This is a genomic window from Pseudomonas oleovorans subsp. oleovorans (assembly GCF_002197815.1).
Lineage (GTDB): Bacteria > Pseudomonadota > Gammaproteobacteria > Pseudomonadales > Pseudomonadaceae > Aquipseudomonas > Aquipseudomonas oleovorans.
In genome coordinates, this window is sequence record NZ_NIUB01000023.1 from 1 (window position 1) to 25904 (window position 25904).

At 64.7% G+C, this 25904-nt stretch carries 21 protein-coding genes and 2 pseudogenes; 9 read left to right on the forward strand and 14 right to left on the reverse strand.

Annotated features, from left to right (window positions below; all coding sequences use genetic code 11):
- Nucleotides 1-352 precede the first annotated feature (352 nt).
- Complete coding sequence (locus tag PSOLE_RS14520) at nucleotides 353-1567, forward strand: HDOD domain-containing protein (RefSeq protein ID WP_074859514.1); 1215 nt, start codon at nucleotides 353-355, stop codon at nucleotides 1565-1567.
- On the opposite strand, the gene PSOLE_RS24715 is transcribed toward PSOLE_RS14520, so the two are convergent.
- The gene (locus tag PSOLE_RS24715) at nucleotides 1555-2388 is read right to left on the reverse strand and encodes an EAL domain-containing protein (RefSeq protein WP_244597229.1); all 834 of its coding nucleotides are present in this window, start codon (nucleotides 2386-2388) and stop codon (nucleotides 1555-1557) included. The two genes, PSOLE_RS14520 and PSOLE_RS24715, sit on opposite strands and share 13 nt — an antisense overlap.
- A 56-nt stretch (nucleotides 2389-2444) precedes the next feature.
- Nucleotides 2445-4436 (reverse strand): annotated as a pseudogene (locus PSOLE_RS14525) (sensor domain-containing diguanylate cyclase); the annotation flags it as partial.
- Nucleotides 4437-4804: 368 nt separating this feature from the next.
- Here PSOLE_RS14525 and PSOLE_RS14530 point away from each other — a divergent pair.
- From PSOLE_RS14530 to PSOLE_RS14545, 4 genes are all read left to right on the forward strand, one after another.
- Nucleotides 4805-5881, forward strand: a complete 1077-nt coding sequence (locus PSOLE_RS14530) for an FAD-dependent oxidoreductase (protein ID WP_003464565.1) — start codon at nucleotides 4805-4807, stop codon at nucleotides 5879-5881.
- A 426-nt stretch (nucleotides 5882-6307) separates the two neighbouring features.
- Nucleotides 6308-7879, forward strand: coding sequence for a methyl-accepting chemotaxis protein (locus tag PSOLE_RS14535; protein WP_074859511.1), 1572 nt, complete (start codon nucleotides 6308-6310; stop codon nucleotides 7877-7879).
- Nucleotides 7880-8326: 447 nt separating this feature from the next.
- Nucleotides 8327-9694, forward strand: coding sequence for a glutamine synthetase family protein (locus PSOLE_RS14540; RefSeq protein ID WP_074859509.1), 1368 nt, complete (start codon nucleotides 8327-8329; stop codon nucleotides 9692-9694).
- A 174-nt stretch (nucleotides 9695-9868) separates the two neighbouring features.
- Nucleotides 9869-11185 carry an NAD(P)/FAD-dependent oxidoreductase gene (locus PSOLE_RS14545; protein WP_074859506.1) on the forward strand — a complete coding sequence of 439 codons (1317 nt, stop codon included), beginning with the start codon at nucleotides 9869-9871 and terminating at the stop codon, nucleotides 11183-11185.
- 136 nt (nucleotides 11186-11321) lie between these two features.
- On the opposite strand, the gene PSOLE_RS14550 is transcribed toward PSOLE_RS14545, so the two are convergent.
- On the reverse strand, nucleotides 11322-13286 hold the full coding sequence (locus PSOLE_RS14550; RefSeq protein ID WP_074859503.1) for a metallophosphoesterase family protein: 1965 nt from the start codon (nucleotides 13284-13286) through the stop codon (nucleotides 11322-11324).
- 61 nt (nucleotides 13287-13347) lie between these two features.
- Complete coding sequence (locus tag PSOLE_RS14555; protein WP_074859501.1) at nucleotides 13348-14031, reverse strand: Crp/Fnr family transcriptional regulator; 684 nt, start codon at nucleotides 14029-14031, stop codon at nucleotides 13348-13350.
- Nucleotides 14032-14143: 112 nt separating this feature from the next.
- On the opposite strand from PSOLE_RS14555, the gene PSOLE_RS14560 reads away from it, so the two are divergent.
- A complete protein-coding gene (locus tag PSOLE_RS14560) occupies nucleotides 14144-14668 on the forward strand; it encodes an Mpo1 family 2-hydroxy fatty acid dioxygenase (protein WP_017676040.1) in 525 nt (174 codons plus the stop codon).
- 140 nt (nucleotides 14669-14808) lie between these two features.
- Here PSOLE_RS14560 and PSOLE_RS14565 read toward each other — a convergent pair whose 3' ends face one another.
- From PSOLE_RS14565 to oscA, 6 genes are all read right to left on the reverse strand, one after another.
- On the reverse strand, nucleotides 14809-15555 hold the full coding sequence (locus PSOLE_RS14565) for a hypothetical protein (protein ID WP_074859498.1): 747 nt from the start codon (nucleotides 15553-15555) through the stop codon (nucleotides 14809-14811).
- A gap of 317 nt (nucleotides 15556-15872) precedes the next feature.
- Nucleotides 15873-16868, reverse strand: a complete 996-nt coding sequence (locus PSOLE_RS14570; protein ID WP_074859495.1) for a sulfate/molybdate ABC transporter ATP-binding protein — start codon at nucleotides 16866-16868, stop codon at nucleotides 15873-15875.
- Between the two features lie 3 nt (nucleotides 16869-16871).
- Entirely contained in the window at nucleotides 16872-17744 is an 873-nt protein-coding gene (cysW, locus tag PSOLE_RS14575; RefSeq protein ID WP_074859492.1) for a sulfate ABC transporter permease subunit CysW, read from the reverse strand.
- Between the two features lie 10 nt (nucleotides 17745-17754).
- Nucleotides 17755-18573, reverse strand: coding sequence for a sulfate ABC transporter permease subunit CysT (gene cysT / locus PSOLE_RS14580; protein ID WP_074859489.1), 819 nt, complete (start codon nucleotides 18571-18573; stop codon nucleotides 17755-17757).
- A gap of 92 nt (nucleotides 18574-18665) precedes the next feature.
- On the reverse strand, nucleotides 18666-19676 hold the full coding sequence (locus PSOLE_RS14585; protein ID WP_074859486.1) for a sulfate ABC transporter substrate-binding protein: 1011 nt from the start codon (nucleotides 19674-19676) through the stop codon (nucleotides 18666-18668).
- Between the two features lie 102 nt (nucleotides 19677-19778).
- A complete protein-coding gene (gene oscA / locus PSOLE_RS14590) occupies nucleotides 19779-19961 on the reverse strand; it encodes a sulfur starvation response protein OscA (RefSeq protein WP_003464528.1) in 183 nt (60 codons plus the stop codon).
- 245 nt (nucleotides 19962-20206) lie between these two features.
- Between oscA and PSOLE_RS14595 the strand changes: the two genes are divergently transcribed.
- Nucleotides 20207-20788 (forward strand): RBBP9/YdeN family alpha/beta hydrolase, encoded by a 582-nt coding sequence (locus PSOLE_RS14595; RefSeq protein ID WP_074859483.1) that lies wholly within the window; start codon nucleotides 20207-20209, stop codon nucleotides 20786-20788.
- A gap of 118 nt (nucleotides 20789-20906) precedes the next feature.
- A complete protein-coding gene (locus tag PSOLE_RS14600; RefSeq protein ID WP_244597228.1) occupies nucleotides 20907-21722 on the forward strand; it encodes a sigma 54-interacting transcriptional regulator in 816 nt (271 codons plus the stop codon).
- Nucleotides 21723-21802: 80 nt separating this feature from the next.
- On the opposite strand, the gene modC is transcribed toward PSOLE_RS14600, so the two are convergent.
- The 4 genes from modC to PSOLE_RS14620 all read right to left on the reverse strand — a co-directional run bounded on the left by modC (nucleotide 21803) and on the right by PSOLE_RS14620 (nucleotide 25258).
- Complete coding sequence (gene modC, locus PSOLE_RS14605; RefSeq protein WP_074859477.1) at nucleotides 21803-22927, reverse strand: molybdenum ABC transporter ATP-binding protein; 1125 nt, start codon at nucleotides 22925-22927, stop codon at nucleotides 21803-21805.
- On the reverse strand, nucleotides 22927-23607 hold the full coding sequence (gene modB / locus PSOLE_RS14610; RefSeq protein WP_074859475.1) for a molybdate ABC transporter permease subunit: 681 nt from the start codon (nucleotides 23605-23607) through the stop codon (nucleotides 22927-22929). Before modB ends, modC begins: the two co-directional genes overlap by 1 nt.
- Nucleotides 23608-23661: 54 nt before the next feature.
- Nucleotides 23662-24435 (reverse strand): molybdate ABC transporter substrate-binding protein, encoded by a 774-nt coding sequence (gene modA, locus PSOLE_RS14615; RefSeq protein WP_244597227.1) that lies wholly within the window; start codon nucleotides 24433-24435, stop codon nucleotides 23662-23664.
- Nucleotides 24436-24616: 181 nt separating this feature from the next.
- Nucleotides 24617-25258, reverse strand: a complete 642-nt coding sequence (locus PSOLE_RS14620) for a class I SAM-dependent methyltransferase (RefSeq protein WP_074859473.1) — start codon at nucleotides 25256-25258, stop codon at nucleotides 24617-24619.
- 165 nt (nucleotides 25259-25423) lie between these two features.
- Between PSOLE_RS14620 and PSOLE_RS14625 the strand changes: the two are divergent.
- Nucleotides 25424-25708 (forward strand): annotated as a pseudogene (locus PSOLE_RS14625) (hypothetical protein).
- Nucleotides 25709-25904 lie beyond the last annotated feature (196 nt).

Below are 25904 nucleotides of genomic sequence, written 5' to 3' on the forward strand. Positions count from 1 at the left end.
CGCTTGGACTGGTGTCAATACTGGATACGATCACTCGGCTTAGCCGTATGGCCTGAACCGCCGTATACGGAACCGTACGTACGGTGGTGTGAGAGGACGGCGGGGGCGACCCCGCCTCCTACTCGATCCTGTGGTTCCTGATAGCCCTTGGGCTTGTGTCTGCGCAGGTCGGTTGGCGTAGCTATTGGTCGCGCATTTTTTTGCGCAACTCGCTCACCTGCGACTTACGTCACATAACACCTCGGTTTAGACTGCGCCGTTGCTGTGGAACTGACTCATCCATCAGCTTTTGGGTGGATGTGGGGACATGGGATTCGGGCATCCTCCGTTCGTCATTCGCCCAGAGGCTCGCATGACCGCTTCAGTTGATTGTGTGGAAGTCCTGATTGCCGAGGCGGATCCCTGGACGGCCAACCTGTTGCAGCAGCTGGTACTCGACGTGTGTGGCGATGCCCGTGTACTGCAGGTCAGCGATGGTCAGGCAGCTCTGGCGCGTTGCAAGCGGCGCTTGCCCGATCTGGTGATCGCCGATGGCGAGCTGCCGGGGCTCGACGGCCTGGAGCTGCTGCGCCAGTTGCGCCGTCACCCGCGTACACCGGCGCTGCCGTTCGTGCTCATCAGTGGTCGCCTTGATGCCAGCAGCGTGCGCGCCGCGCGGCCGCTGGCGCCCAGTGCCTATCTGGCCAAGCCCTTCAATGCCGAGAGTCTGCGTCAGCGTCTGCGCACATTGTTGCCCGCGCCTGCGGCCGCGGTGGCGGTGCGTCAGCCGCTGTTGCTCAGCGAGCTGCGTGACTATCTCGATACGGTGCGCGAAGAGGGGCAGGGCGCGCCGCTGCTCAGCGATGTACGCAATGCCGTGAGTCAGGGGCTGCAGGCCGGCGAGCAGGACCTAGGCGAGCTGGAGGCGGTGTTCGGCAGCGACCCGCAGATCACCGCGCTGCTGATTGCCGCAGCCAGCACCGCCGCGCAGCATCAGGGTGTGCCTTGTCATACCCTGACCCAGGCGCTGCAGCGCCTGGGTGTGGCGCGCACGCTGAATCTGGTGCTGGGCCTGGCGCTGCAGCGTAATGCTCAGTTGCGTGACCCACGCCTGGCAGAATTGGCTACGCATACCTGGCAGCAGGCGCGACGCAGCGCCGAGCTGGCGCGTTGGCTGGCGCTCGAACTGAAGCTGGACGCCGAGCTCTGTTACACCGCCGGTCTGCTGCACAATCTGGGCGAACTGGCCCTGCTGCGCAGCCTGCAGGACTGGCTGGAAGCGGGTGGTGAGCTGAGCAATGAGCAGATCGCCGATGCGATGCTGCGCCGCTCGGCGAGCTTCGGTTCGGCCCTACGTATCCGCTGGCGATTGCCGTTCGGCCTGCGAGAACTGATCGCAGCGCTCTATGGTCTGGGCAGCGGCGTGTTCTCGCGCGAGGCGCTGGTGCTCAACCTCACTGGTCTGTTGCTGGCTCTGCCGAACAACGAGCAGCCAGCCAGCCTGGTCGAAGCGCGCTGCGTGCGCATGTTGCGCTTGGACACGGCGCTGCTCAAGCGCCTGCCGGTGGCGCTCTATCAGGCTTCCTGAGTGTCGTGGCGACGCGCGTCGTCGGCCAGTTGCCGCAAGGGCTGCGGGCGGCCAACGAAGTAGCCTTGGGCGTAGTCGATGCCGAGGCGGCGCAGGCAGTCCAGGCTGGCCTGGGTCTCGACGAATTCGGCGACGGTGAGCAGGCCCAATTGCCCGGCAATCTGTCGCATCGAGCCGACCATGGCCTGGTTGATCGGGTCGTTCTCGATGCCACTGATGAAGCTGCCGTCGATCTTGAGAATATCCAGCGGCAAGTGACGCAGATAAGCGTAGGAGGCGAAGCCGCTGCCAAAGTCATCCAGGGCGACTTTCAGCCCCTTGCTGCGTAGCTCCTCGATCCACTGCGCAGAGACGCCTAGCTCACCCAGAGCGACCATTTCGGTCACTTCGATGCAGAATTTTCCGGGCGGTAGGCCGTGCTGCTGCAGCTCATTCTGCAGCAAACGGTGGAAGTCGGAATCGAGCAGAGAGTTGGCGCTGAGGTTGACGTTGACCTGAGCCAGTTGCGCCAGGTGCCGCGGGTTGGCGGCCAGCCAGGCGCACAGATACTGGACGACCCAGCGGTCGATGGCGCCGAGAAAGTCATAACGCGCCGCTGCATCGAGAAATTGTGCCGGGCTGATCCACTCGCCGCTCTGCGGATCGCGGTAGCGCAGCAGCACTTCGTAGTGCAGGCCGGCGGTGGCACTCTGCAGCGCTTGTACGGGTTGGAAGAACAGCTCGAAATGACCGCGTTCGCAGGCCTCGCGCAGGCGGGTAATCCATTGCAGTTGGCGTTGATGTCGCTGAGCAGCGCGCCGTCTTCCGGGTTGAACTGGCACACGCGGTTGCGGCCCTGGTGCTTGGCCAGTTGGCTGGCGCTGCTGGCCCAGGTCAGTGCGGTCTCCCAGTCGCGCACGCCAGAGCCAAGGGCGAGCAGGCCGATGCTGGTGTGGAGACGGAAGGGGCGCCCCTGCCAGGTGAAAACGAACTGCTCGACGGCGCGGCGCAACTGCTCGGCCTGGCTCAGCGCAGCTTCGTCATCGACTTCACGAAGGAGAATGGCGAACTCGTCACCGCCGACGCGGGCCAGCTCGGCATGTCGCGGCAACTGGTGCGCGAGCTGGGTTGCCAATTGCCTGAGCAACTGGTCACCGGCGGAATGACCACAGAGGTCGTTGACCTGCTTGAAGCGATCCAGCCCCAGTAACAGCAGGTGGCTGAAGCGCCGTTTGGCTGCGCCGCTGAGCGTTTCCGAGAGCAGTCTTTCCAGCTCGCGGCGGTTGAGCAGGCCGGTCAGGGCGTCGTGGGCGGCGAGCTGTTGCAGGCGTTCTTCCAGTGCGCGGCGCTCGCTGAGGTCGACCACTATGCCTTCGATGAATTCCTGATGCGGACGCAGGTGCAGCGACAGGTAGACCCAGCGTGGCCGCTGTTCGAGGTCGTACAGCTGGCACTCGCAGCTGACTGCGCCAGCCTGCACGTCGAGTTGCAACAGCAGCCAGCGCCACTGGGTTTCGCCCACCAGACTCTGCAGTGACAGCTGGCTGAGATCGTCCGGCAGGGTCTCGCTACCGAGCAGACGCGCCAGGCTCGGGTTGGCGTCCAGCAGTTGGCCGTCGCGATGGCAGCGGAAGATGCCTTCGCCGCTGTGGCGAAACAGCGCCTGGTATTGCTCCAGATTATCGATGGCCTGCGCCTGGCTGCTCAGCAGCACGCGGCGTACGCGTTCCAGCTGCTTGTCGAGCAGGGCGCCGAACAGCAGCATGCTCAGCGCCGGCAGGTAGGCATACAGCGCATAGAAGCCAGCAGGTAGCGGAATCAGCCCGGCGCGGCTCAGCGGCACCAGCAGCATCAGCACCAGCGCAGCACTCCAGCACAGCAGATAGCCCGGTGCATAAGGGCGGCGCTGATAGACGCCGAGGATCATCAGCAGCAACTGATACAGCCCGGTGGCCAGCGTCAGCAGGTTGAGGGTCTGGTAGGCGTGGGGATGGTCGATGAAGACGCCGCCGATGCAGACCAGCAAGGTGGCACCGAACAGGGCATCGCGCAGCCAGCGCAGACGTCCCAGCTGCAGGCCCAGGGCGCTGGCGATGAACAGCGAGCTGAAGATCATCATCCCGGCGGTGGGTAGATTGATCAGCAATTTGGGCAGCAGCGTCCACTGCGGCCAGAGCAGGCCGGCAATGTTGTACAGGCTGGTGTTGTACAGCGCTACGCACAACGAGGTGAGGCTGAGGTAGGCCAGCTGCGCCTCGCGCAGGGTGCTGAACTTGACCAGATAGAACAGTGCCAGCGCCAGCAGGGCGCCGATCAGCAGGCCGCTCTGTAGCCAGCTGTAGGCGATCAGTTGTTGGCCCTGTTCGGCGCCGACCACCTGCAGCGGCAGGTTGATCGCCGAATGACTCTGCACGCGCAGCAGCAGGCTGTGCGGGCCATCGCCCAAGCGCGGCAGGTTGAGCAGAAACTGTGGATAGGGCTCGCCACGTTCGGCGAATGGACGTTTTGCGCCGCTGTACAGCGGGCCGAGCGACTGCTCGCCATCGAACAGCCAGACCTCCAGATCATCGAGGAAGGTCTGGCCGATGATCAGTTGCAGGCGTTCGGCTGGCGGTGTCTGCAATTGCACGGCGAGCCACCAGGCGCTGCGTGTATAGCCGATGCGGGCGGTACCCTGAACCTGGCGGCCCTCTTGCGCGATGCGCTGCAGTACCTCGCTGGCGCTCAGCTGGCCGCTGGGGTCTTCCAGCAGCAGGCTGTGCTCGATGCTCAGCGGCGTGGCCAGATCGGCAGCGCTGAGCTTGAGTAACGGCAACGCACTGGTCGCCCAGGCCGGCACGACGCAGGCCAGGCAAAGCAGCAAGATCAGTGAGCGAAGCGGTCGAAGCATCCTGGGCGCCTCATGGCTACTACGAGGGCGCCGAAGTCCGGTGGACGCTGTCAGGTCTGAGGAGCGGTCGCGCGCAGAGCCATTCTAGCCGACTACTGGCGCGATGATTGCGCTGCGAGTCTCATCCGTCTGGATCGCGCGACGAATGACGACTTACAGCACGTCACAAGTTTCTTGCGGTCAACGGTTGCGGTTACGCAGGTGTAACGACACTCTCTTTGCCCGAGTGTGACTTTGCTGAGTCGTGGCAGGCGTCAGAGTCCGCAGAATGGTCTGCCCTGCTGCACGAGCATGAATTGGACTATCGAGCTTTCAAACGCTGTGCCGGCCAAGTGCCGAGCCAGTTCCGCGACGGATGCAATTAACGCATGACCCAGTACGATCTGATTCTGGCCGGGGCCGGCCATGCCCACCTTGGCGTGTTGCGCCGCTGGGCGCTGGTGGAGCGTCCGCCAGGCCGCATTGGTTTGCTCAGCCCTGGCCCGGAAGCCTGGTACGCCGGTATGTTGCCGGGGCTGATCAGCGGCCGTTTCAGCCCGGCAGACTGCCGCGTGGAGCTGCAGCCGCTGTGCCGGGCGGCCAAGGTCGAGCTGATCGAGGGCGAGATCGCGTCGCTCGATGCCGATGCGCGCATCCTGCAGCTCGCAGACGGCCGAAGCCTGCAGAGTGAGTGGCTGTCGCTCAACGTCGGTGCCGGTATGGCCATTCCACCGCAGCAGGGCGAAGGGATGCAGGTGTTGGCCGCCAGGCCCATCGAGCGGATGCTCGAAGGCTGGCAGCAATGGCAGGCCGAGCCACGGCGCATGGCGATTCTCGGTGGCGGGGCTGGTGGTGTGGAGCTGGCCCTGGCGCTGGCCGGCAAGGTACCGGCGCTGGCGCTGTTCTGCGGCGGAACCCTGCTCGACGGGCTGGGGCCGGGGCTGCGGCTGCGCGCACTGGGGCATCTGCGTCAGCGCGGCGTGCAGGTGCGCGAGCATTGCCCGATCGGCCGAATCGAGGATGACTGGCTGCTCAGTGGTGACGAGCCGGTATGGCGCGGGCGGCGCCTGCTACTGGCTAGCGGTGCGCGTCCCTGGCCGTGGCTGACGGCGAGCCAACTGGCCAGCGACGCAGCCGGATTCATCGCCATTCGTCCGACCCTGCAGTGCGAGTCCCATGCGCAAATCTTTGCCGTCGGCGATTGCGCCAGCCTCGACGGCATGCGCCGTAGTGGGCGTTTCGCAGTGCGTCAGGCGCCAGTACTCAGCGCCAATCTGCAGGCCGCGCTGCAGGGGCGCCCGCTGCGCCAGTATCGGGCGCAATGGCAGAGCCTGGCCCTGCTCGCCACCGGTGATGGCGGGGCGCTGTTCGGTTGGCACGACTGGAGCGCCGGCGGGCAGTTGTACGGGCATTGCAAGGACTGGCTGGACCGGCGCTTCGTCAAGCGCCATCGCATGGTGGGGTAGCAGGCCTGAAAACCCGGGCTACGGATGCACGGATGCACGGATGCTCGGATGCAGGAGGCCAGAGCCGAGGTGGTTTTTCAACAGCCTGCTAATGCCACTGAGTTAAGTGTCGATACAGCGAGTGTGTAGGTGCTGCGCCCTGTGCGGATTTTCTGCGAAAGGCAGCTATGGAAGCCTTGTTGAGCCTGATGGGGCACTGCCTAAATTCATGGCAGCTTGCTACCAAAGTTTTATGGTGCTGGCGCGTCCAAGCTGCTCGAATCCCGGTCATCGTGCCCGGCCTGCACACGCTTATTTTTCGTCGGGCCTGTCGTACACGTAGCCTGCTGCCCAGGTTGCGTGGGATATTCAAGGAGAGAACCCGCCGTGACCCCGTCCGTCTACAGCGCCTCGCCGCGCGCCAGAACAAGAACTCTGAGGTCGGTCATGCAAGCTGCCTTTGTCCGTTCACCGATCGCTTTCGTATTGCATGCCGTTGGCCTTGCCGGGCTGATGCTCGTCTACCAGCAGATGCAGTTGCCGCTCTACGTGAGCGTGCCGTCCTATCTGTTGCTGGCGTTATGGCCCTGGCTGGGACCATGGCAGCGTCGCGACGACAGTTCGCCCGCCGCGCAGCAAGTCGCCAGCACTGACTTCGTCGAGCTCAGCCGCGGGCTGTCGCGTCACACCTGCCACAACGCGCTGTCCGCAGCCAAGGTGGCCCATGCGGTCAAGCATCTGGCCGCTCGCCTGCAATCGCAGCTGACGGCGGTGCAGCAGGTCAGCCAGGCTGCTGAGGCCATCACCCACACCGAGCAGGACAGCGCCGCTCGTGCCGAGCAGACCCTGGCCGCGGCCCGCCATGTGCGTGATGCCAGCGCCAACGGTCAGGCCGAACTCAATCAGGCCATCGAACGCATGCAGCAGCTCAGCGCCCAGACCCTGGCCAGTCGCGAGCTGATCGATGGTCTCGGTAGCCGTACCGAACAGATCGAGCAGGTCACCCAGGTGATCCAGTCCATCGCCAGTCAGACCAATCTGCTGGCGCTCAACGCGGCCATCGAGGCTGCCCGCGCCGGCGAGATGGGCCGCGGTTTTGCCGTGGTCGCCGACGAGGTGCGCAACCTTGCCGCGCGTACCGCCAGTGCCACCGAGGAAGTCAGCCAGATGGTCGCTGACATCCGCCAGCAGAGCGCGGCGGTGGTCGCTCATATCCAGCGCCAGAGTGTCGAGCTGGAGCAGGCCGCGCAGCAGATCGAGACGGCCGGCAGCCACCTGCACGGCATCGCCGGCCAGGCCGAGGAAGTCGAGCAGCAGGTGGCGCAGATCAGCGCCGGCACGGCGGACAACCACCAGCGCCTGGCCAGCCTCTCGGCTGCCGCCCTGCAATTGCAGGACGATGTGCAAGGTAGCGAAGGGCAGACGCGGCAACTGGCAGACGCAGCCGAACAACTGGTGGGCCAGGCCGAGACGGTTAGCGAGCAGCTCGCCGAAGTGGGTCTGGATGATTACCACCAGCGTGCCTATGACCTGGCCCGTGAAGGTGCCGCCGCCATCGCGGCCCAGTTCGAGCAGGACCTGCAGGCCGGTCGCATCGGCCTCGACGATCTGTTCGACCGTCGCTACCAACCAATCGCCGGCACCCAACCGCAGAAGTACCGCACCCGCTTTGACCAGTACGCCGACCAGGTGTTGCCGGCGTTGCAGGAGCCCTTGCTCAAGCGCCATGAAGGGCTGGTGTTCGCCATTTCCACCACCCCGGAAGGCTACGTGCCGACCCATAACGCTGCGTTCAACCACCCGCCCAGCGGCGACCCGGCCGTCGATGCCACCCGCAGCCGCGGTAAGCGCCTGTTCAATGACCGCACCGGCATTCGTTGCGGCAGCCACAGGCAGGCGCTGCTGCTGCAGACCTACATGCGCGATACCGGCGAGCTGATGCATGACCTGTCGGTGCCAATCATGGTGCAGGGCAAGCATTGGGGTGGTTTGCGCCTGGGCTATCGGCCGGAGCCGTAGGATGCGTTGTGCGCACTGCTGTCTGTCGTGTGGGTAATGGTGCGCACGGCGCACCCTACGGGTCGATTTGGTTTGCATGGGCGGGATTGTTTAGCCAGCGCATAACCAAACGTATGAAAACCCCGATTTAACGCACGTCAAACCCTGTGCGACGCTGCCAAGCCATGATCTCCCTGGCCTGCCAAGTCCATGTTCCGCTGTACCGCGCGCCTGCGCGGAGGCGCTTGTTGGAGCGGTTAAACCCGCTGCTGACGATCATCCTCGCCTTCTGGGCGCTGTGGCATTGCCGCCACGCTCGCCCGCCGGACGCCGTTACCGCCCGCTGAATACCGATGGCTGCGCCATGCCCGCAGCCGCTGCTATCACCTTGTCTGCCTGTGCAACCTGTTCACGAATCGAACGGGCCGTGCGGACACCGAGCGCCCAACTGGCGCAAGCGAGCGCAACATGACGACTTTCGCCCCCGTGCAGGAAGCTCAGGACTTTCTGACGAGTAACCCCGATATCGAGCTGATCGAGCTATTCATTCTCGACGCCAATGGCGTGCCGCGCGGCAAGCTGTTGCACCGTGAGGAGCTGCTGGCGCTGTACCAGAGCGGCCGGCCGCTGCCGAGCACCATGCTCGGCCTGTCCATCCAGGGCGAGGATGTCGAGGACTCCGGCCTGGTCTGGGAGGTGGGCGATATCGACTGCCGCGCCTATCCGCTGCCCGGCAGCCTGGTGCGCCTGCCCTGGCGGCAGATGCCCACCGCCGCCGTGCAGGTGTCGATGCACCCGACCGAAGGCCTGCCGGCCACGCCGGCCGATCCGCGCCAGCTGCTGATCCGCGTGATCGAGCAGCTCGAAGCCGAGGGCTATTACCCGGTGATGGCCTGCGAGCTGGAGTTCTACCTGCTCGACCAGAAACGTGATGCCGAGGGTCGCCCACAGCCAGCGTTGGACGCCGATGGCGGCCGCCCGCGGCAGACCCAGGTCTACGGCCTGCGCGAACTGGAGCAGATCGAACCCTTCCTGCGTGATCTCTACGCCGCCTGCAAGGCGCAGGGCATTCCGGCGCGTACGGCGATTTCCGAGTACGCCCCCGGCCAGGTGGAAATTACTCTGGAGCACGGCCCGGTGCTGGCGGCGATGGATCAGGCGGTGCGCTACAAGCGCTTGGTCAAGGGGGTGGCGCACCGTCACGGCATGCAGGCCTGCTTCATGGCCAAACCGTTCGACCACCTGGCCGGCACCGGCATGCACATGCACGTCAGCTTGGCCGATGCGCAGGGCAACAACCTCTTTGCCAGCGAGGATCCTGCCGGCACGCCGCTGCTGCGCGAGTCAGTGGGCGGCATGCTAGCCAGCCTGCTCGACTCGCTGCTGCTGTTCTGCCCCAACGCCAACTCCTACCGACGTTTCCAGGCCAACAGCTATGCGCCGCTGGCGCCAACCTGGGGTGTGGATAACCGTACCGTCAGCCTGCGCGTGCCGGGCGGGCCCGCCAATACCCGGCATGTCGAGCATCGTATCTGTGGCGCCGATGCCAACCCTTATCTGGCGGCGGCGGCGATCCTCGCCGGGATTCACCGTGGCATTCGTGACCACCTCAATCCCGGTGCGCCGATCGAAGGTAACGGTTATGCCCAGGCCACGGAGTACCTGCCGACCCAGTGGTCGGCGGCGATCCAGGCGCTGGAGCAGTCCGAGTGGGCACGCGAAGCTTTCGGCGCGGAATTTCTCAAGGTGTATGTGGCCGTCAAGCGCGCCGAGTATCGCCAGTTCATGGGCGAGGTTGGCGAGCAGGATTGGCGTTGGTATCTGAGCAACGCTTGAGGGCATGAATTGAAAAGCTCGCGGCTAAAGCGGAGTGCCGCCCAGCCGTTCCTACGAAGCGTGCACCCCCTGTAGGAGCGGCTTCAGCCGCGAATTCTCCGGATTTACTGGTGCGTACTGCCTAGGCGGCCCCGCGACACCCAACGGCGGTGCCGCCGCTACAAGGATTCTGCAATGAACACGATCAAGCAACCCGTCAAACCCGCCGCCGAGCGCGCGCCGTCCTACTACTCGGCCTCGCTCAACTTCGAGAGCGACTACCCGACGCTGCAAGGCAGCGTGACCGTGGACGTGGCCATCATCGGCGGCGGTTTCACCGGCATCGCCACGGCGGTGGAGCTGGCCGAGCGCGGCCTCAAGGTCGCCGTGGTGGAAACCAACAAGGTCGGCTGGGGCGCCAGCGGGCGCAACGGCGGCCAGGTCACTGGCAGCCTCTCCGGCGACGAGGCCATGCGCAAGCAGATGCGCAACACCCTCGGCGACGAGGTGGACGACTTCATTTGGCACCTGCGCTGGCGCGGCCACGAAATCATCAAGAACCGCGTGGCCAAGTACGGCATCGACTGCGACCTCAAGCACGGCCATCTGCATACGGCGATGAAAGCCAGCCACATGGACGAGCTCAGGGCGACCTTTGAGGAAGCGCTGCGCCGTGGCATGGGCGACGACGTGACGCTACTCGACGCCGCTGGTGTGCGTGCGCAACTGGGCAGCGAGCTGTACTGCGGCGCGCTGAAGAACACCCGCAACATGCACCTGCACCCGCTCAACCTGTGCCTCGGTGAGGCCAAGGCCGCCGAGAGCCTGGGCGCGCTGATCTTCGAGCATTCCGAGGTGCTGGATATCGTCCACGGCCCGCGCCCGGCGGTGGTCACCACGGGCGGACGGATCGAGGCCAAACAGGTGCTGCTGGCCGGCGATGTCTACCACAAGCTGGAGCGGCGCAAGCTCAAGGGCATGATCTTCCCGGCCATGGGTGGCATCGTCACCACCGCGCCGCTGGGCGCCGAGCTGATCGATGCGATCAACCCCTTTGATCTCGCGGTATACGACTGCCGCTTTGTGCTCGACTACTACCGCCTCACTGGCGATGGCCGCCTGCTGTTCGGCGGCGGCGCCAACTACTCCGGACGCGACTCACGCGACATCGCCGGCGAGCTGCGCCCGTGCATCGAGCGCACCTTCCCGCAGCTCAAGGGCGTGCAGATCGACTTCCAGTGGAGCTGCGCCATGGGCATCGTGATGAACCGCATCCCGCAACTGGGCAAGCTGTCGAGCAATGTCTGGTACTGCCAGGGCTACTCCGGCCATGGCGTGGCCACCACCCACATCATGGGCGAGATCATGGCCAAGGCGATCACCGGCGACCTGGAGCAGTTCGACACCTTCGCCGCCTGCAAGCACATCAAGGTGCCGCTCGGCGACCAGCTCGGCAACCCGATGCTGGCCGCCGGCATGTGGTACTACCAGATGCTGGAGAGGCTGCGCTGAGTGCAACAAGCCCTCAGCTGTGATGGGTCGTTTTCCTTAGGGCTGGGCGAAAGGTCGTCGAACTGATTGCTCGGGGCCGCGCGCGAGCCCGTTTTCAACGCAGCATCACCAAGCGCAGGCCCTTTTCGTGCACAGCCTAAGGCGCAGCATTGCGACTGCGAGGCGTAGTGGCGTGGGCCGGCCGCTCTTCGCGTTCGCTGATGAACCTCACCGGCTTCGAACCATCGGCATTGAGCTGCAGGATGCGCTTGGGTCGGCCCTGTTCGTCGAAGAACACCTGGCCGAGGCCGGCGCCGTTCCACAGCCGTTCACCGGAGCGGCTGCGGTCGGGGATCAGCGGGGTGACGCGCATGCGCCGGCGTTTGGTCAGCCAGTTGAGCGGCGACCAGGGCGCGTAGAGCCAGCGATTGAGGCGGTCGAACCAGTCCAGCAGCTTGGCCGGAAATTCGTTCTTGATGCCGCTGCTGGTGATCTGCCAGATGGTCGGGCTGGCACGTTTGTGACGGATGCTCACGCGGTAGACGAAGGAGTAGTGCACGTCGCCGGAGAGAATGACGAAGTCCCCTGGGGTGCGCGAATGGCGGAAGATGTTCAGCATCACGCTGGCCGCGCCGCGATGGGCCATCCAGTTTTCCGCATCGACCATCAGCGGGTGGCCGGCATAGGTGAACAGTTTCTGGATGCCCTCGATCAGCTTCACGCCGAACATCGGCGCGGGCGAGACGATGATGCAACTGGGGTGGTCGAGCAGCGCCTGCTGGAAGTCGCACAGCGCCTCCCAGTCCATCAGCCCCGAGGGTTTCGACAGGTGCCCTTCACTGCGCCAGCGACGCGTGCGCGTGTCCAGCACCAGCAGCGCGGGCGTGGTCGGCAGCACGTAATGCCATTGTTCGAAGTGCAGCAACTGGTCGATCAGCGCGTCCTGCGCTGCGGCCCGCAGATGCTCGTTCTGGCGCTGCTGCAGCAGGTCGGCAAAGGCCTGCAGCGGCTCATCGAATACATCGGGATTGTTGCCCCAGCCCTGGCACAGCAGGTAGGCAAGCAGGGCATTGCCGATGATGCGCTTGGAAAAGGGGTGGCCGTAGGCGGTCTGCTCCCAGCGCGCGGAGAGGTTCCAGTCATCGGTGACGTCGTGGTCGTCGAAGATCATCAGCGTCGGCAGGTGAGCGAACACCCGTGCAGCCTGGCCGAGGCTCTGGCGGAAGGCATCGATGCGCTCGCGCTCACGGGCATAACGCTGCTGCTGTTCTGCGCTCAGCGGCGGCGGCTGTTCGCTGATCAGCGTCCAGGGCACTGGCGACCAGACCAGCAGGTACATGGCGATCATCTCGGCGAAGGTCACCAGATGGTTGTCGGCGCTGCTGCTGGTGAAGACGGGTTTTTCCACACCGCCGAAGAACCTGTCGCGCAGGGTCTGGTTGCTCTTCACCGCCGGCAGCAGGTCGGCGCGCTGGTAATAACCCACCGGGTTGGCGTAGAGCGCCTGGCTGTCTTCGACCACGGCGCCTTGGAGAAACTCGTCGAACAGGCCGAGGCGGGCGATCAATTGGTGGATGGCGCAGAGCAGCGGCCCGGCGACGTCATCGACGTAGACCTGATCGCCACTCATCAGTAGCAGCGCCGGGCGTTGCCTGGCGTCGTGAGGCTCGGCCAGCAGGCGGTCGGCGCAGAGCAGGCCATCAGTCGCGGCGTGGTGCGGTTTGCGGCAGGAACCATGGAGCAGGTGATCGACCCGCGCGCGCAGGACGAAATCAGCGTGCTCAACGCCGTCGTAGAGCAGGTGCGGCGCCCAGTCGCGCATGCCTTTCGCACCTGCGCTGTCGATGATCTGCAGGTCGTAGGCGATGCGTTGGTCTTGTGGCAGTGCCTGTTCGAGCGGCAGGTCGATCAGGTGCAGCACGGCGTGCCGGCCCAGCGGCAGTTGCTGGCAGTGTTCGTCCAGCGCATGCGTCTGCTGCGCCTGGCCCTCGGGTTGCAGCCACAGTTGCAGGCTCAGTTCGCGGCTGGCCACCAGCCACAGCACCAGGCGGCCGGGCTCCAGGCGGCGCAGCAGCGGGCCGGCGAGCACATCGGGCAGCGGAGCGGGGGCATTGTCTGGCATCGATACGGTTCTTTTGGCGAAAAACACGACAGGGCTTGGACAGTGGCAGGAGGCCAGCGGTTCAGGTGGCCAGGCGGCGCAGGTGCGCGAAGTCGAGAATCTCGATCTCGCCATAGGTGAGTTGCACCACGCCCTGCGCCTGCAGTTCCTTAAGAATCTGGTTGGTGGTCTGGCGTGACAGCGAGAGCATCAGCGCCAGCTGCTCCTGGGCCAGGTGCAGCACGCGGCGCGGCTCGCTCTCGCCGTAGTTCTCGGCGATCAACAGCAGACGCCGAGCCAGGCGGGGTGCGGCCGGTAGCAGGCTCATGTCTTCCAGGGCGATAAAGGCCAGACGCAGCTTGTGGCTCATTAGCAGGGCGAAGTCGCGCCAGTGCTGCGGCTCGCGTTCGAGCAGGGCGAGCAGTCCGGCCTGCGGCAACAGCAGCAGGGTGCTGGCGCTGTCGGCGAAGGCATCGTGGGTGCGCGGCAGGCCATCGAACAGGGAAATCTCGCCGAACCAGTAGGGCGGCTCGACCAGTGTCAGCAGCGCTTCCTTGCCGGTTTCGCTGACCGCACCGACGCGCATCGCGCCTTCGACCACCGCATACAGCCCGCTGGGTTTGTCGCCACGGCGAAACAGCCGCTGGCCGGCATCCAGACGCTGCACCTGGGCCATGTCCAGCAAGGTATGACGCAGCGCCTGGGGCAGCGCAGCGAACCAGTGACCCTGGCTCAGTTGGCCAAGGTAGTGACGCGGATCGGGCATTACGACTCCTGTAGGGTGTGGCCGCAGCGGCCATTGTCGGCTAGCCGACAGTACGACGGCGTTGGGCGAGGCGATCATGCTCAGGCCCGTTTCACACCTGAGGACGATAACAATGAAAACCCTCGTCGACCACCTGGCGCAGTATGCCGCCTACCACCGCGACCGGCGCAATATCGCCAGCCATTTCATCGGCATCCCGATGATCGTGCTGGCCGTCGCCGTGCTGCTGTCGCGGCCAGGTTTCCATCTCGCTGGCCTGTGGCTGGCGCCTGCCACGCTGGTGGCGCTGGCGTCGGCATGGTTCTATCTGCGTCTGGATACCCGCTTCGGCCTGCTCATGGCCGTACTGCTGGGGCTGTGCCTGTGGGCCGGTGCCAGCCTGGCGGTCGCTTCCACTGCCCTGTGGTTGACGGCAGGCATTGGTCTGTTCGTGGTCGGCTGGGTCATCCAGTTCGTCGGTCATTACTACGAAGGACGCAAGCCGGCCTTCGTCGATGACGTCATGGGGCTGGTGATCGGGCCGCTGTTCGTGGTCGCTGAACTGGCCTTTCTGCTCGGCCTGCGCAAGGAAGTCGAGCATGCCGTGGTGGAGATCGCCGGGCCGACCTGCATCCGCGAGAAGAAGGCGCTGGCCTGAGCCGGTCAGTTAAACGTAGATACGGAGCGCATGTAGGAGCCAGCTTGCTGGCGATCCGGCGGCGTGATGATCATCATCCCTGCTGACGAAAAGCATCGCCAGCAAGCCGGCTCCTACGATTGCTCTGCACGGTCGCGGGGCTAGAACATTTCCATCCACTGTGCCGTCATCGAGCGTGCATGGCGGTCCACGGTGATGGATGCGAAGGGACGGCCGGAAACGCTCTGCAGGGTGTTGCTCTGGCTGTTCATGTCGGCCAGCGCCGCACGCAGGTAACTCCAGCGTGTCTGTAGCTTGCTCACCTGTGGGTCGGATTGGTCCTTGAGTGCCTGCAGTTCACTGTCGATGGCCGGCAGCAGCAGGCGTTCGTCCTGACCGAGGTAGGTGCCGGGCTGCTCGCGGGCGATCTCGAAGGTGCCCAGGTAGGAGCGGCTGAGGTATTGCACGCTGAGGTACTCGACCTTCGCCGCCAGCTCGCTTTGGCCTTCGGCGCCCGGTAGTGCACGGGCCGTGCTGAGGAAGTCGCGCAGGGCGCGGCTGAGGTCTTCGGGAAAGCGCCAGGGTACGTTCTCGTCACCGGGGCCATAGGAAACACCGTTGCGCAATTGGGTAACGAGGGCCTGATGGGCGCTGGTGAGTTCGGCGCTGCCCTGCGGCAGGCTCTGCATGGCGCCGGCCAGAGCGGCCAGGTCGGCTTCCAGGCGCTGCTGATGAGTCTTCTGGAAACCTTCGCCACGTAACAGCATCAGGCTGCTGGTGGCGCGGCTGGCGTATATCTGAATCTGTTCCTGCGGGCTGACGGCCTCGGCGAAGGCCATTGGCGAGAGCCCGACGAAGAGTCCGAGCGACCAGAAAAAAGCATGGCGCAACAGTGCTTTACAGCGCATCCGGGGTGCTCCTTGTTATTGTTTTGAGCAGGTATGCAGTGGGCAGCGTCAATGACGCAGCGCCAAGACTACTGCGTGACGCGCTGCAGAGCATGACCCGAAAGAGTGATTTCGTCGGAAATCGCTACCGTTCATGGGCTTTTCGTCAGATTGTGCGGGCGCTCGATGCTGTTGGTATCAGCGCTGGGTGGGGCTGCAAAGGGTAGATGCGCTGAAGCGGGGGCGGCGTGCACAGCGAGCGATGCGGCTGCCTGCCAGCCGCTGGTAGCCACACGTGAGGGACGCCCGGAGCGTGTTCGGCTCCGGGCAGCGAGCGATCAGCCGGCCGGATTGCTCACCGGCTTGCCGCCCTTGGGCTTGAAGTACAGCGTGGCGCCACGGCCCAGGTTGTTCAGGCTCAGGTGATCCTTGGCTACCTCGGCCTCGATCAGCTCGTCCTGGCCCTCGACCTTCAGCGTAATGCGGGTGATGGCGCCGAGCGGGCGGATGTCGCGCACCTCACCGGCCTTGTGCTCCGGGCTCGGCTCGCTGGCCAGGTCGACCTCGTGCGGGCGGAACAGCACGTGATGATCGTTGCCCACATACAGGCGATTGGCATCACCGAGGAAGTGGTAGACGAAATCGCTGGCCGGGTTTTCGTAAACCTCGGCCGGCGTGCCGATCTGCTCGATCACGCCCTTGTTCATCACCACGATGCGGTCGGCCACTTCCATGGCTTCTTCCTGGTCGTGGGTGACGAACACGCTGGTCAGGTGCACGTCCTCGTGCAGGCGCGCCAGCCAGCGGCGCAGCTCCTTGCGCACCTTGGCATCCAGCGCGCCGAAGGGTTCGTCGAGCAGCAGTACGCGTGGCTCCACGGCCAGGGCGCGGGCCAGGGCGATACGCTGGCGCTGACCGCCGGAGAGCTGCTCCGGGTAGCGATCGCCGAGCCAGTCGAGCTGCACCAGGTTGAGCAACTCGTGCACCTTCTGCTGGATCACCTCTTCGCTCGGGCGCTCGCGCTTGGGCTTCATGCGCAGGCCGAAGGCGACGTTATCGAACACCGTCATGTGGCGGAACAGCGCGTAGTGCTGGAACACGAAGCCGACGTTGCGATCACGCACGTCATGGTTGGAGACGTCTTCGCCGTGGAACTCGATGGTGCCGCTGTCCGGGGTTTCCAGGCCGGCGATGATGCGCAGCAGGGTGGTCTTGCCGCAGCCGGACGGGCCGAGCAGGGCGACCAGTTCGCCGCTCTGGATGTTCAGGTTGATCTCGTTCAGCGCCTTGAACGCATTGAAGTTCTTGCTGACGTTACGGATTTCGATACTCATGTTTTATTCCTCGCCCGCACTGGCTTTGCGGCGGTTGATACGGGATTCGCTCCACTGCTTGAGCAGCAGGATGAACAGCGCCAGAAGCAGCAGCAGGCTGGCAACGCTGAAGGCGGCGACGTGATTGTATTCGTTGTAGAGAATCTCGACATGCAGCGGCAGCGTATTGGTGTAGCCGCGGATGTGCCCGGAGACCACCGACACCGCGCCGAACTCGCCCATCGCCCGTGCGGTACAAAGCACCACGCCGTAGATCAGGCCCCATTTGATATTGGGCAGGGTGACGTGCCAGAACATCTGCCAGCCGTTGGCACCGAGCAGGCGCGCGGCCTCTTCCTCCTGCGTGCCCTGTTCTTGCATCAGCGGGATCAGCTCGCGGGCGACGAAGGGCACGGTGACGAAGATGGTCGCCAGGACGATGCCGGGCAGGGCGAAGATGATCTGGATGTCGTGCTCGCGCAACCAGGGGCCGAAGAAGCCCTGGGCACCGAACAGCAGCACGTAGATCAGACCGGCGATCACCGGCGACACCGAGAACGGCAGGTCGATCAGGGTCACCAGAATGCTCTTGCCGCGGAACTCGTACTTGCTCACGCACCAGGCGGCGGCCACGCCGAACACCAGGTTGAGCGGCACGGCGATACCCACGGCGAGCAGGGTCAGCTTCAGCGCGCTGATGGCGTCGGGCTCGAGGATCGAAGCGACGAATACGCCGACGCCCTGTTTGAGCGCCTCGGTCGCCACCACGAACAGGGGCAGCAGGAGGAAGAAGGCGAACACCAGCCAGGCCGAAATGATCAGCAGGCGGCGGCCCAGGGCGTTACCGCGGCGCGCGGCATTGTTGGTGGCGCTGGCCGTCAGGGTTGCAGATGACATGCCTGGCTCCTCAAGAACGGCTGATGCGGCGCTGCAGCAGGTTGATCAGCAGCAGCAAGATGAACGACACCACCAGCATCAGCACGCCGATGGCGGTGGCGCCGGCGTAGTTGTACTGGTCCAGCTGCACCATGATCAGCAGCGGCAGGATCTCGGTCTTCATCGGCATGTTGCCGGCGATGAAGATCACCGAGCCGTACTCGCCAACGCCGCGGGCGAAGGCCAGGGCGAAGCCGGTCAGCCAGGCCGGCAGCAGCGCCGGCAGCAGCACGTGGCGCGCCACCTGCAGCGGCTTGGCACCGAGGCAGGCGGCGGCTTCCTCGACCTCGCGCGGGATGTCGGCCAGCACCGGCTGCAGGGTACGCACGACGAAGGGCAGGGTGACGAAGGTCAGCGCCAGGGTGATGCCCAACGGGGTGTAGGCAATCTTGAAACCCAGGGATGTGGCGAACTGGCCGATCAAACCGTTGGGCGCATAGAGCGCGGTCAGGGCGATACCGGCAACGGCTGTGGGCAGGGCGAACGGCAGGTCGATCATCGCTTCGATGATCTTGCGACCGGGAAAGGTGTAGCGCACCAGCACCCAGGCCAGCAGGATACCGATCACGCCGTTGATGATGGCAGCGAGAAAGGCGGTGCCGAAGCTCAGCTTCAGGGCGGCCAGCACGCGCGGTGAGGAAATGATGGCCCAGAACTGATCCCAGGTGAGCTGGGCCGCGTGGACGAACATGGCACCCAGGGGAATAAGCACCAACAGGCTGAGGTACACCAGGGTGTAACCCAGCGTCAGCCCGAAGCCGGGTATGACGGGGGACGTGCGGCGAGACATGCAAGCTCCTTGGTAGGGCGGGTGGAACCCGCCACTGGCTGCGACGATCTTGCGGCTGCACCCGCCCTATATGGGCGGACGCGCCGTGGCAATCACTGGGCTTGGTAGATCTGGTCGAACACGCCGCCGTCGTTGAAGAACTTCGGCTGAGCGGTTTTCCAGCCATCGAAGTCAGCGTCGATGGTTACCAGCTTGAGCTGCGGGAACTGCTTGGCGAACTCGGCCGCCACCGCCTGGTTGCGTGGGCGGTAGAAGTGCTTGGCGGCGATGCGCTGGCCTTCCTCGCTGTACAGGTAGTTGAGGTAGGCCTCGGCGACTTTGCGGGTGCCTTTCTTGTCGACGTTCTGATCGACCATGCTTACCGGCGGTTCGGCGAGGATCGACAGCGACGGCGCGACGATCTCGAAGTTTTCCCCGCCTTCTTCCTTGAGCGCCAGGAAGGCTTCGTTTTCCCAGGCCAGCAGCACGTCGCCGATACCGTTGTTGACGAAGGTGATGGTCGAGCCGCGGGCGCCGGTATCGAGCACCGGGACGTTCTTGTAGAGCTTCTCGGTGAAGGCCTTGGCCTCGGCTTCGCTGCCGTACTTCTGCTCGGCGTAGGCCCAGGCGGCGAGGAAGTTCCAGCGTGCGCCACCGGAGGTTTTCGGGTTCGGGGTGATCACTTCCACGCCCGGTTTGACCAGGTCATCCCAATCCTTCAGGCCTTTCGGGTTGCCCTTGCGCACCAGGAATACGATGGTCGAGGTGTAGGGCGTGCTGGCGTCCGGCAGACGCTCCTGCCAGTTTTCCGGGATCAGCTTGCCGAGCTTGTACAGCTCGTCGATGTCGCCGGCCAGGGCCAGGGTCACCACGTCGGCGCGCAGGCCGTCGATCACTGCGCGGGCCTGTTTGCCCGAGCCACCGTGGGATTGCTGGATGGTCACCGCTTCGTTGCCCTGGGCCTGCCAGTGCGTGTTGAAGGCGGCGTTGAATTCGGTGTAGAGCTCACGGGTCGGGTCGTAGGACACGTTGAGCAGGGTTTGCGCGGCGGCCACCGGGCCGGCGACCCCTGTAATAACTAGTGCGCTGGCCAGCGCGGCCAGGGCAAAACGGCGAATGGACATGGTGCAGCTCCTAACTGTGAAATTCTTGTGTTGGCGTATGGGGTGTCAGGCGGGGCGATTTTTCTCGAGCCCTCTGGTGGTCCAGTCGGGCCGCATCATGTGTCAGCTGTTCTTGGTACTCGGTTGTTGCAGGCGGATCTTTTCCTTGCGCTCGATCTGCACGACCTGGCCGTTGTGCACGGTGATTTCCACCGAGCCAAACTTCAGGCCGTGCAGGGCGGTCTGGATCTCGCGCAGGATGCTGGCTTCATCCTGGCCTTCGAGGTTTCTCAGCGTCGCGGTCATTTCCAGGCTCCTTGTGAATAGGTCGCCAAGGCGGCGGTATGGAGTACCGACGCTGGCGTGGAGCGGATAGTAGAGAGATGGAAATATCCCTAAAAATATTGTTTAAGAACATTTATATGCTTTTTAGAAATATAAGAAGTGGTCGCCGGAAGCACATTTATGGAATAAGCAAATAAATTCTTATTCTTTTTGTAATCAGTTCATGCTGCCTAGACTGACGCCATTCGATTCAGGGAGGCGCCGTTGTGGCCAGCGAAGCAATCCGTTATCTGATCCTGCCGGGCTGGCAGGGCTCGTCCGCAGAACACTGGCAAAGCCATTGGCAGCGCAGCCTGCCCAACAGCGCGCGGGTCGAGCAGCAGGACTGGCTCAACCCGCAACGCGCGGATTGGGTGGCCGCGCTGAACCAGGCGATTGCCGACGATCCACGCCCGCTTATCCTCATCGCCCACAGCCTGGGTTGCGTGACGGTGGCGCACTGGGCGGCGCAGGCGCCGCTCGAACTGCTGCGCCGTGTACGTGGCGCACTGCTGGTGGCGCCGGCTGATGTGGAACGCCCGGGTTGCCCCGAGCCGCTGCGCAATTTCGCACCGATGCCGCGCGATCTGCTGCCCTTTCCCAGCCTGCTGGTGGGTTCCGACAACGACGCAGCGGCCAGCGCCCTGCGCGCGATGGAGCTGGCGCGGGCCTGGGGTAGCGAGGCGGCGATTCTGAGTGGTGCCGGGCATATCAACGTGAAGTCCGGGCACCGTTACTGGGAGCAGGGCTTCGGCTATCTGTATCGCCTGCAGAGCCGCATTGAGCAGCAGGCGCGGCTGCGCGCCTGATTTTGCACAACTAGGTAGGAGCCAGCTTGCTGGCGATGCTTTTCGTCAGCGGACGCCGGATCGCCGGCAAGCCGGCTCCTACGGTTATGCCATTGCGCTTTCTTCCAGGGTGTCACTCGTGCCGAACACGTCATCTCCACTGACCTTCACCGACGCCGACAAAAGTCCACTGAGCATCCGCGCCAAGGCGCTGGTATTCGTCGATGCGCGTTCGCGCCAGTTGCGCGAGCGTGCCGAAGCCTTGGCGGGCAATGGCCAGCCGTTGCTGATCCTCGGTGAAACCGGCACCGGCAAGGAATTGCTGGCGCGCTATATCCATCGCCACAGTGAGCGCGGCGGCCTGTTCGTGGCAGTGAGCTGCGCGGCGCTCAGCCCACAATGGGGCGAGGCCGAGCTGTTCGGCCATGTTGCAGGCGCCCATGTCGGCGCCGCCAGCAGCCGCGCCGGATGGTTCGGTTCGGCCAATGGCGGCACGCTCTACCTGGATGAGATCGCCGACCTCTCGCGGCCTCTGCAGAGCAAGCTGCTGGCCGCGCTGGAAACCCGCGAGGTGTATCGCGTCGGCGCCAGTCAGGCGCTGCCGGTGGATGTGCGTCTGCTGGCGGCGAGCAGCATCGACCTGGCCCGCGCCGTGGCGGCCGGCACTTTCGACGAGCGCCTGTATGCCTATCTGTACGATGGCCAGTTGCTGTTCCCGGCGCTGCGTCAGCGCGTCGGCGATATTCTGCCGCTGGCCGAATACTTCCTCGGCAAACATGCCTTGCGCCTGGGCCTGACCATTCCGTCGATCAGCCCGGCGGCGCAGGCCGTGCTGGAGGCGCACCGCTGGCCGGGCAATACCCGCGAGCTGGAGAACGTCATCCACTTCGCCCTGCTGCTGGCCGGTAACGCCGAAATTGGGCCGGAGCATCTGGAGCTTCCGGGCGTCTCCTAACCGCCCCGGATTGCATCGGGCTACGAACCTGCGGTATCTGGCTACGAACCTGCGGTATCTGCGTGTGATCGGTGCACGCCCTACGGCGCGAGCAGCGACACCGACTTGATCTGCGCCCACAGCGCCTGGCCGGCGTGAATGCCTAACTGATCGAAGGAGTAACGGGTGATTCGCGCCAGCAGGCGCTGATCGCCGATGCGCAGGGTCAACAGCATCTGCGCGTCCAGCGCCTGCCAGCCATCGACCCGCACCGGCAGCAGGTTGAGCAGGCTGCTGCCTTCGGCACGTTGCAGGCTGAGGCTGACGTCGCGCGCCTTGATCTTCACCCGCACCGGATGGCCGTCGGGCAACGCCGCGTGAGGCAGGCGCAGGCGCGCTTTGCTGCCGGGCAGCTGAAGCTCCAGCAGATCGTAGGCGGTATCGTGACCGCAGACCTGGCCGTCGATCACCGCTTCGGCATCGTCCTCGCTGGCGAAGGGCAGGTCGGGCCGCAGCAGGATGTCCTTGAGCGGGCCGCTGGCGCGTACCTGGCCTTCGTCGAGCAGCACCAGGTGATCGGCCAGGCGCGCCACTTCATCCGGCGCATGGCTGACGTAGAGCACGGGGATGTCCAGCTCCTCGTGCAGGCGCTGCAGGTAGGGCAGCACTTCCTGCTTGCGCTTGAGATCGAGCGAGGCCAGCGGCTCGTCCATCAGCAGCAGGCGCGGGCTGGTCACCAGTGCACGGGCGATGCCGACGCGCTGGCGTTCGCCGCCGGATAGCGCCGAGGGCATGCGCTCGAGCAAATGACCGATACCCAGAAGTTCCAATGCCTGATCCAGCGCCACCCTGCGCTGCGCGGCCGGGATGCGTTTCTGCCCGTATTCCAGATTGCCGCGCACGCTCAGGTGCGGGAACAGGTTGGCGTCCTGGAACACGTAGCCGATGGCGCGCTTGTGCGCCGGCAGAAAAAAACCACACGCACTGTCCTGCCAGCGCTCGCCAGCCACCTGCAGATAGCCCTGCTGCGGGCGATCCAGCCCGGCGAAGCAGCGCAGGCAACTGGTCTTGCCCGAGCCGGAATGGCCGAACAGCGCAGTGACGCCACGCCCGGGCAGGTCGAGGTCGACATCCAGGGTGAAGCCCGGATGCCTGACCAGAAAGCGCGCGCGAATGCGTCCATCGTCTTGGACGGCGGGTGGCGAGGCCTTGCCGAAACCGAACATCACAGCGCCCTCATCCGCGCATTGCGCCCGCCGTACAACGCCAGCAGAACGATGAAGGAGAACGCCACCATGCCGCCGGCCAGCCAGTGCGCCTGGGCGTAGTTCATGGTTTCCACGTGGTTGTAGATCTGCACCGACACCACCTGGGTCTTGCCGGGGATATTGCCGCCGATCATCAGCACCACGCCGAACTCACCGATGGTATGGGCGAAGCTGAGAATGGCGGCGGTGATGAAGCCGGGGCGGGCCAGCGGCAGCACCACGCTGAAGAAGCTGTCCCAGGGATTGGCGCGCAGGGTCGCGGCGGCCTCCAGCGGGCCGCGACCAATGGCCTCGAAGGCGTTCTGCAGCGGCTGCACGACGAAGGGCAGGGAGTAGAAGATCGAACCGATCACCAGACCGGTAAAGGTGAAAGTGAAGGTGCCGAGACCGAGGCTCTGCGTCAGCTGACCGAAGAAACCATTGGGCCCCATACTCACCAGCAGGTAGAAACCGATCACCGTCGGTGGCAGCACCAGCGGCAGCGCCACCACCGCGCCGACCGGGCGCTTGAGCCAGGAGTCGGTGCGCGCCAGCCACAGGGCAATCGGCGTGCCGATAATCAGCAGCAGCACGGTGGTCAGTGAGGCCAACTCCAGGGTCAGGAGGATGGCGTCGAGGTCACTCTTCGACAGCGGCATGCAGGAATTCCGGAAGTGGAAAGCGTGGCCCGAATGCGATCCGGGCCACGGCTATTACAGCTTATAACCGAACGACTTGATCACCTTGGCCGCTTCCGGGCCTTTCAGATACTCAACCAGTGCCGCCGCTGCCGGGTTGTTCGCGCCCTGCTTGAGAATCACCGCGTCCTGTTTGATCGGGTCGTACATATCGTCCGGGACGATCCAGGCCGAGCCGCTACTGACCTGGCCGTCCTTATACACCTGCGATAGCGCGACGAAACCCAGCTCGGCATTACCGGTGGAGACGAACTGATGCGCCTGGGTGATGTTCTGGCCCTCGACCAGCTTGGCTTTCACCGCCTCGCTCAGGCCCAGCTTGTCCAGCACCTGCATCGCGGCCAGCCCATAGGGGGCGGCCTTGGGGTTGGCGATCGACAGGTGCCTGAACTGGCCGGCCTTCAGCGCCGCGTCCGTGCCGTCGAGGTAGCTGGCATCGGCTGACCACAGCACCAGGCTGCCGATGGCATAGGTGAAGCGCGAGCCGGGCACGCTCGCGCCCTCGCGCTCCAGCCTGGCCGGCGTTAAGTCGTCGGCGCTGAGGAATACATCGAAGGGCGCGCCGTTATTGATTTGCGCATAGAACTGCCCGGTGGCGCCGAATGAGGCGACCAGCTTGTGCCCGGTGGCTTTCTCGAACGCGGGCGCGATGGCCTGCATCGGTGCGGTGAAGTTGGCGGCTACGGCGACCTTGACCTCATCGGCCGCCACGCCGCCGGTGAACAGCAGGGCGAGGCCGAGCAGGCTGCGTTGCACTGTCTTGATCATGGGAATGTCGCGTACCTGCATCTCGTTGCTCCGGTCTGTGGGGCCGTTGATGAATCACGCAGCCATACTACTTCGTTATATTTGTTTGTATATAGCGACAGGCGCGATGTACGCCGGTGACTGGCCAAGCCATCATGGCGGGACTCAGGCCGGGGGTAGATGGCGTTGTGCGTGCTGCATCAGGCCAAACCTGACCTATAAGTCAATCCGGCTGAGATCGGCTGCGTCGCCAAACACTGGCCAGCCAGGGTTGCTGGTCGCGTGGCAGGCCGGCGGGGCGGTAGTAGTGCTCCAGCTCGACGAAACCGGCCGCCGTGAGCCGCGTGCGCCAGCGTTCCAGGTCGTGGTAGCTGCCGTAGCGCGGGCCGTTCCAGCCTTCCTGATTCTCGCCGCGTGGGTTGGAGCTGAACAACACGCCGCCCGGTTTGAGCGCCGTGTGCAGTTGGCCGAGTACGCGCGGCAGTTCCTGATCCGGCACATGGAACAGGCTGGCGTTGGCGAAGATGCCGTCGAAATGCCCGGCCGGCAGCTCCAGTTCGAGGAAGCTCTGCTGCCACACCTCGCAGCCGCTGTCGGCACGCGCCATGGCGACGAACTCGGCGCAGCCATCCAGGCCGATGGCTTCGTGGCCGAGGCCGCTGAAGGTGCGTAGGTCGCGCCCCGGCCCGCAGCCGAAATCGAGGATGCGCCAGGGCTTCTCGCCCTCGATATGGCGCAGCAGCGCGGCGATGTTCTGGCTCACGTCATGGTCGCGCGTGCCCTCGCGAAAGTCCTCGGCGCTGCTTTGGTAGTGGGCCAGGGTGAGAGCGCTGATCTGCGCGAGTTCATCGGGGCTCAGGGGCATGGTGAGGTTCCGGTAAAAGAGCGCATTAAAACCCTTTGGCGGGGCACACGGCCAGGCCCTTGTTTGGTGGTCAATGAACCTGCGTGCCGCTTGCACAGCCCCATTTCCTGAGGGGTGTAGACCGGCTGTCTGCAGCCGGGCGCCCACAATCAAGGAGATAACGCGATGGTTACGCACTACAAAGTCTCTGGCCATCTCGCTTGTGGCTCTCATGGTGAAAAGCTGCCCGCCACCACCGAGCTGGACAAGGTCAAATACCGCAATTGCCGCAAGACCGAAGTGTTCACCGAAGCTTGACGTAACTCACGCAATGCCGCGCGCCGTGCCGTCCGCCGCGAGAAGGCCGCGCGCGCCGTCAACGACTGGCGCACTTCCTGGGAGGCTCGATTGGCTGCCTTGCCAGGCCCGCAGTGTCTGCCGCGTGGTTTCGGCGACCAGGCATTCGTCTAGTGGATATTGGCGGGAGGAATGACCTCCCGTATCCGCCCGCGCTGTCAACACCTGTAGGAGCCGCGCCCCGCGGCGAATGGAGCCGGCAGCTCACTATTGCGATACGGCCACATCCGTCTTCGCACCGGCGCGGCGCTCCTACAGTGACCGAACCAGCAGTGGCCGAACCAGGCGCGGCACCCGGCGTTGTCCAGTA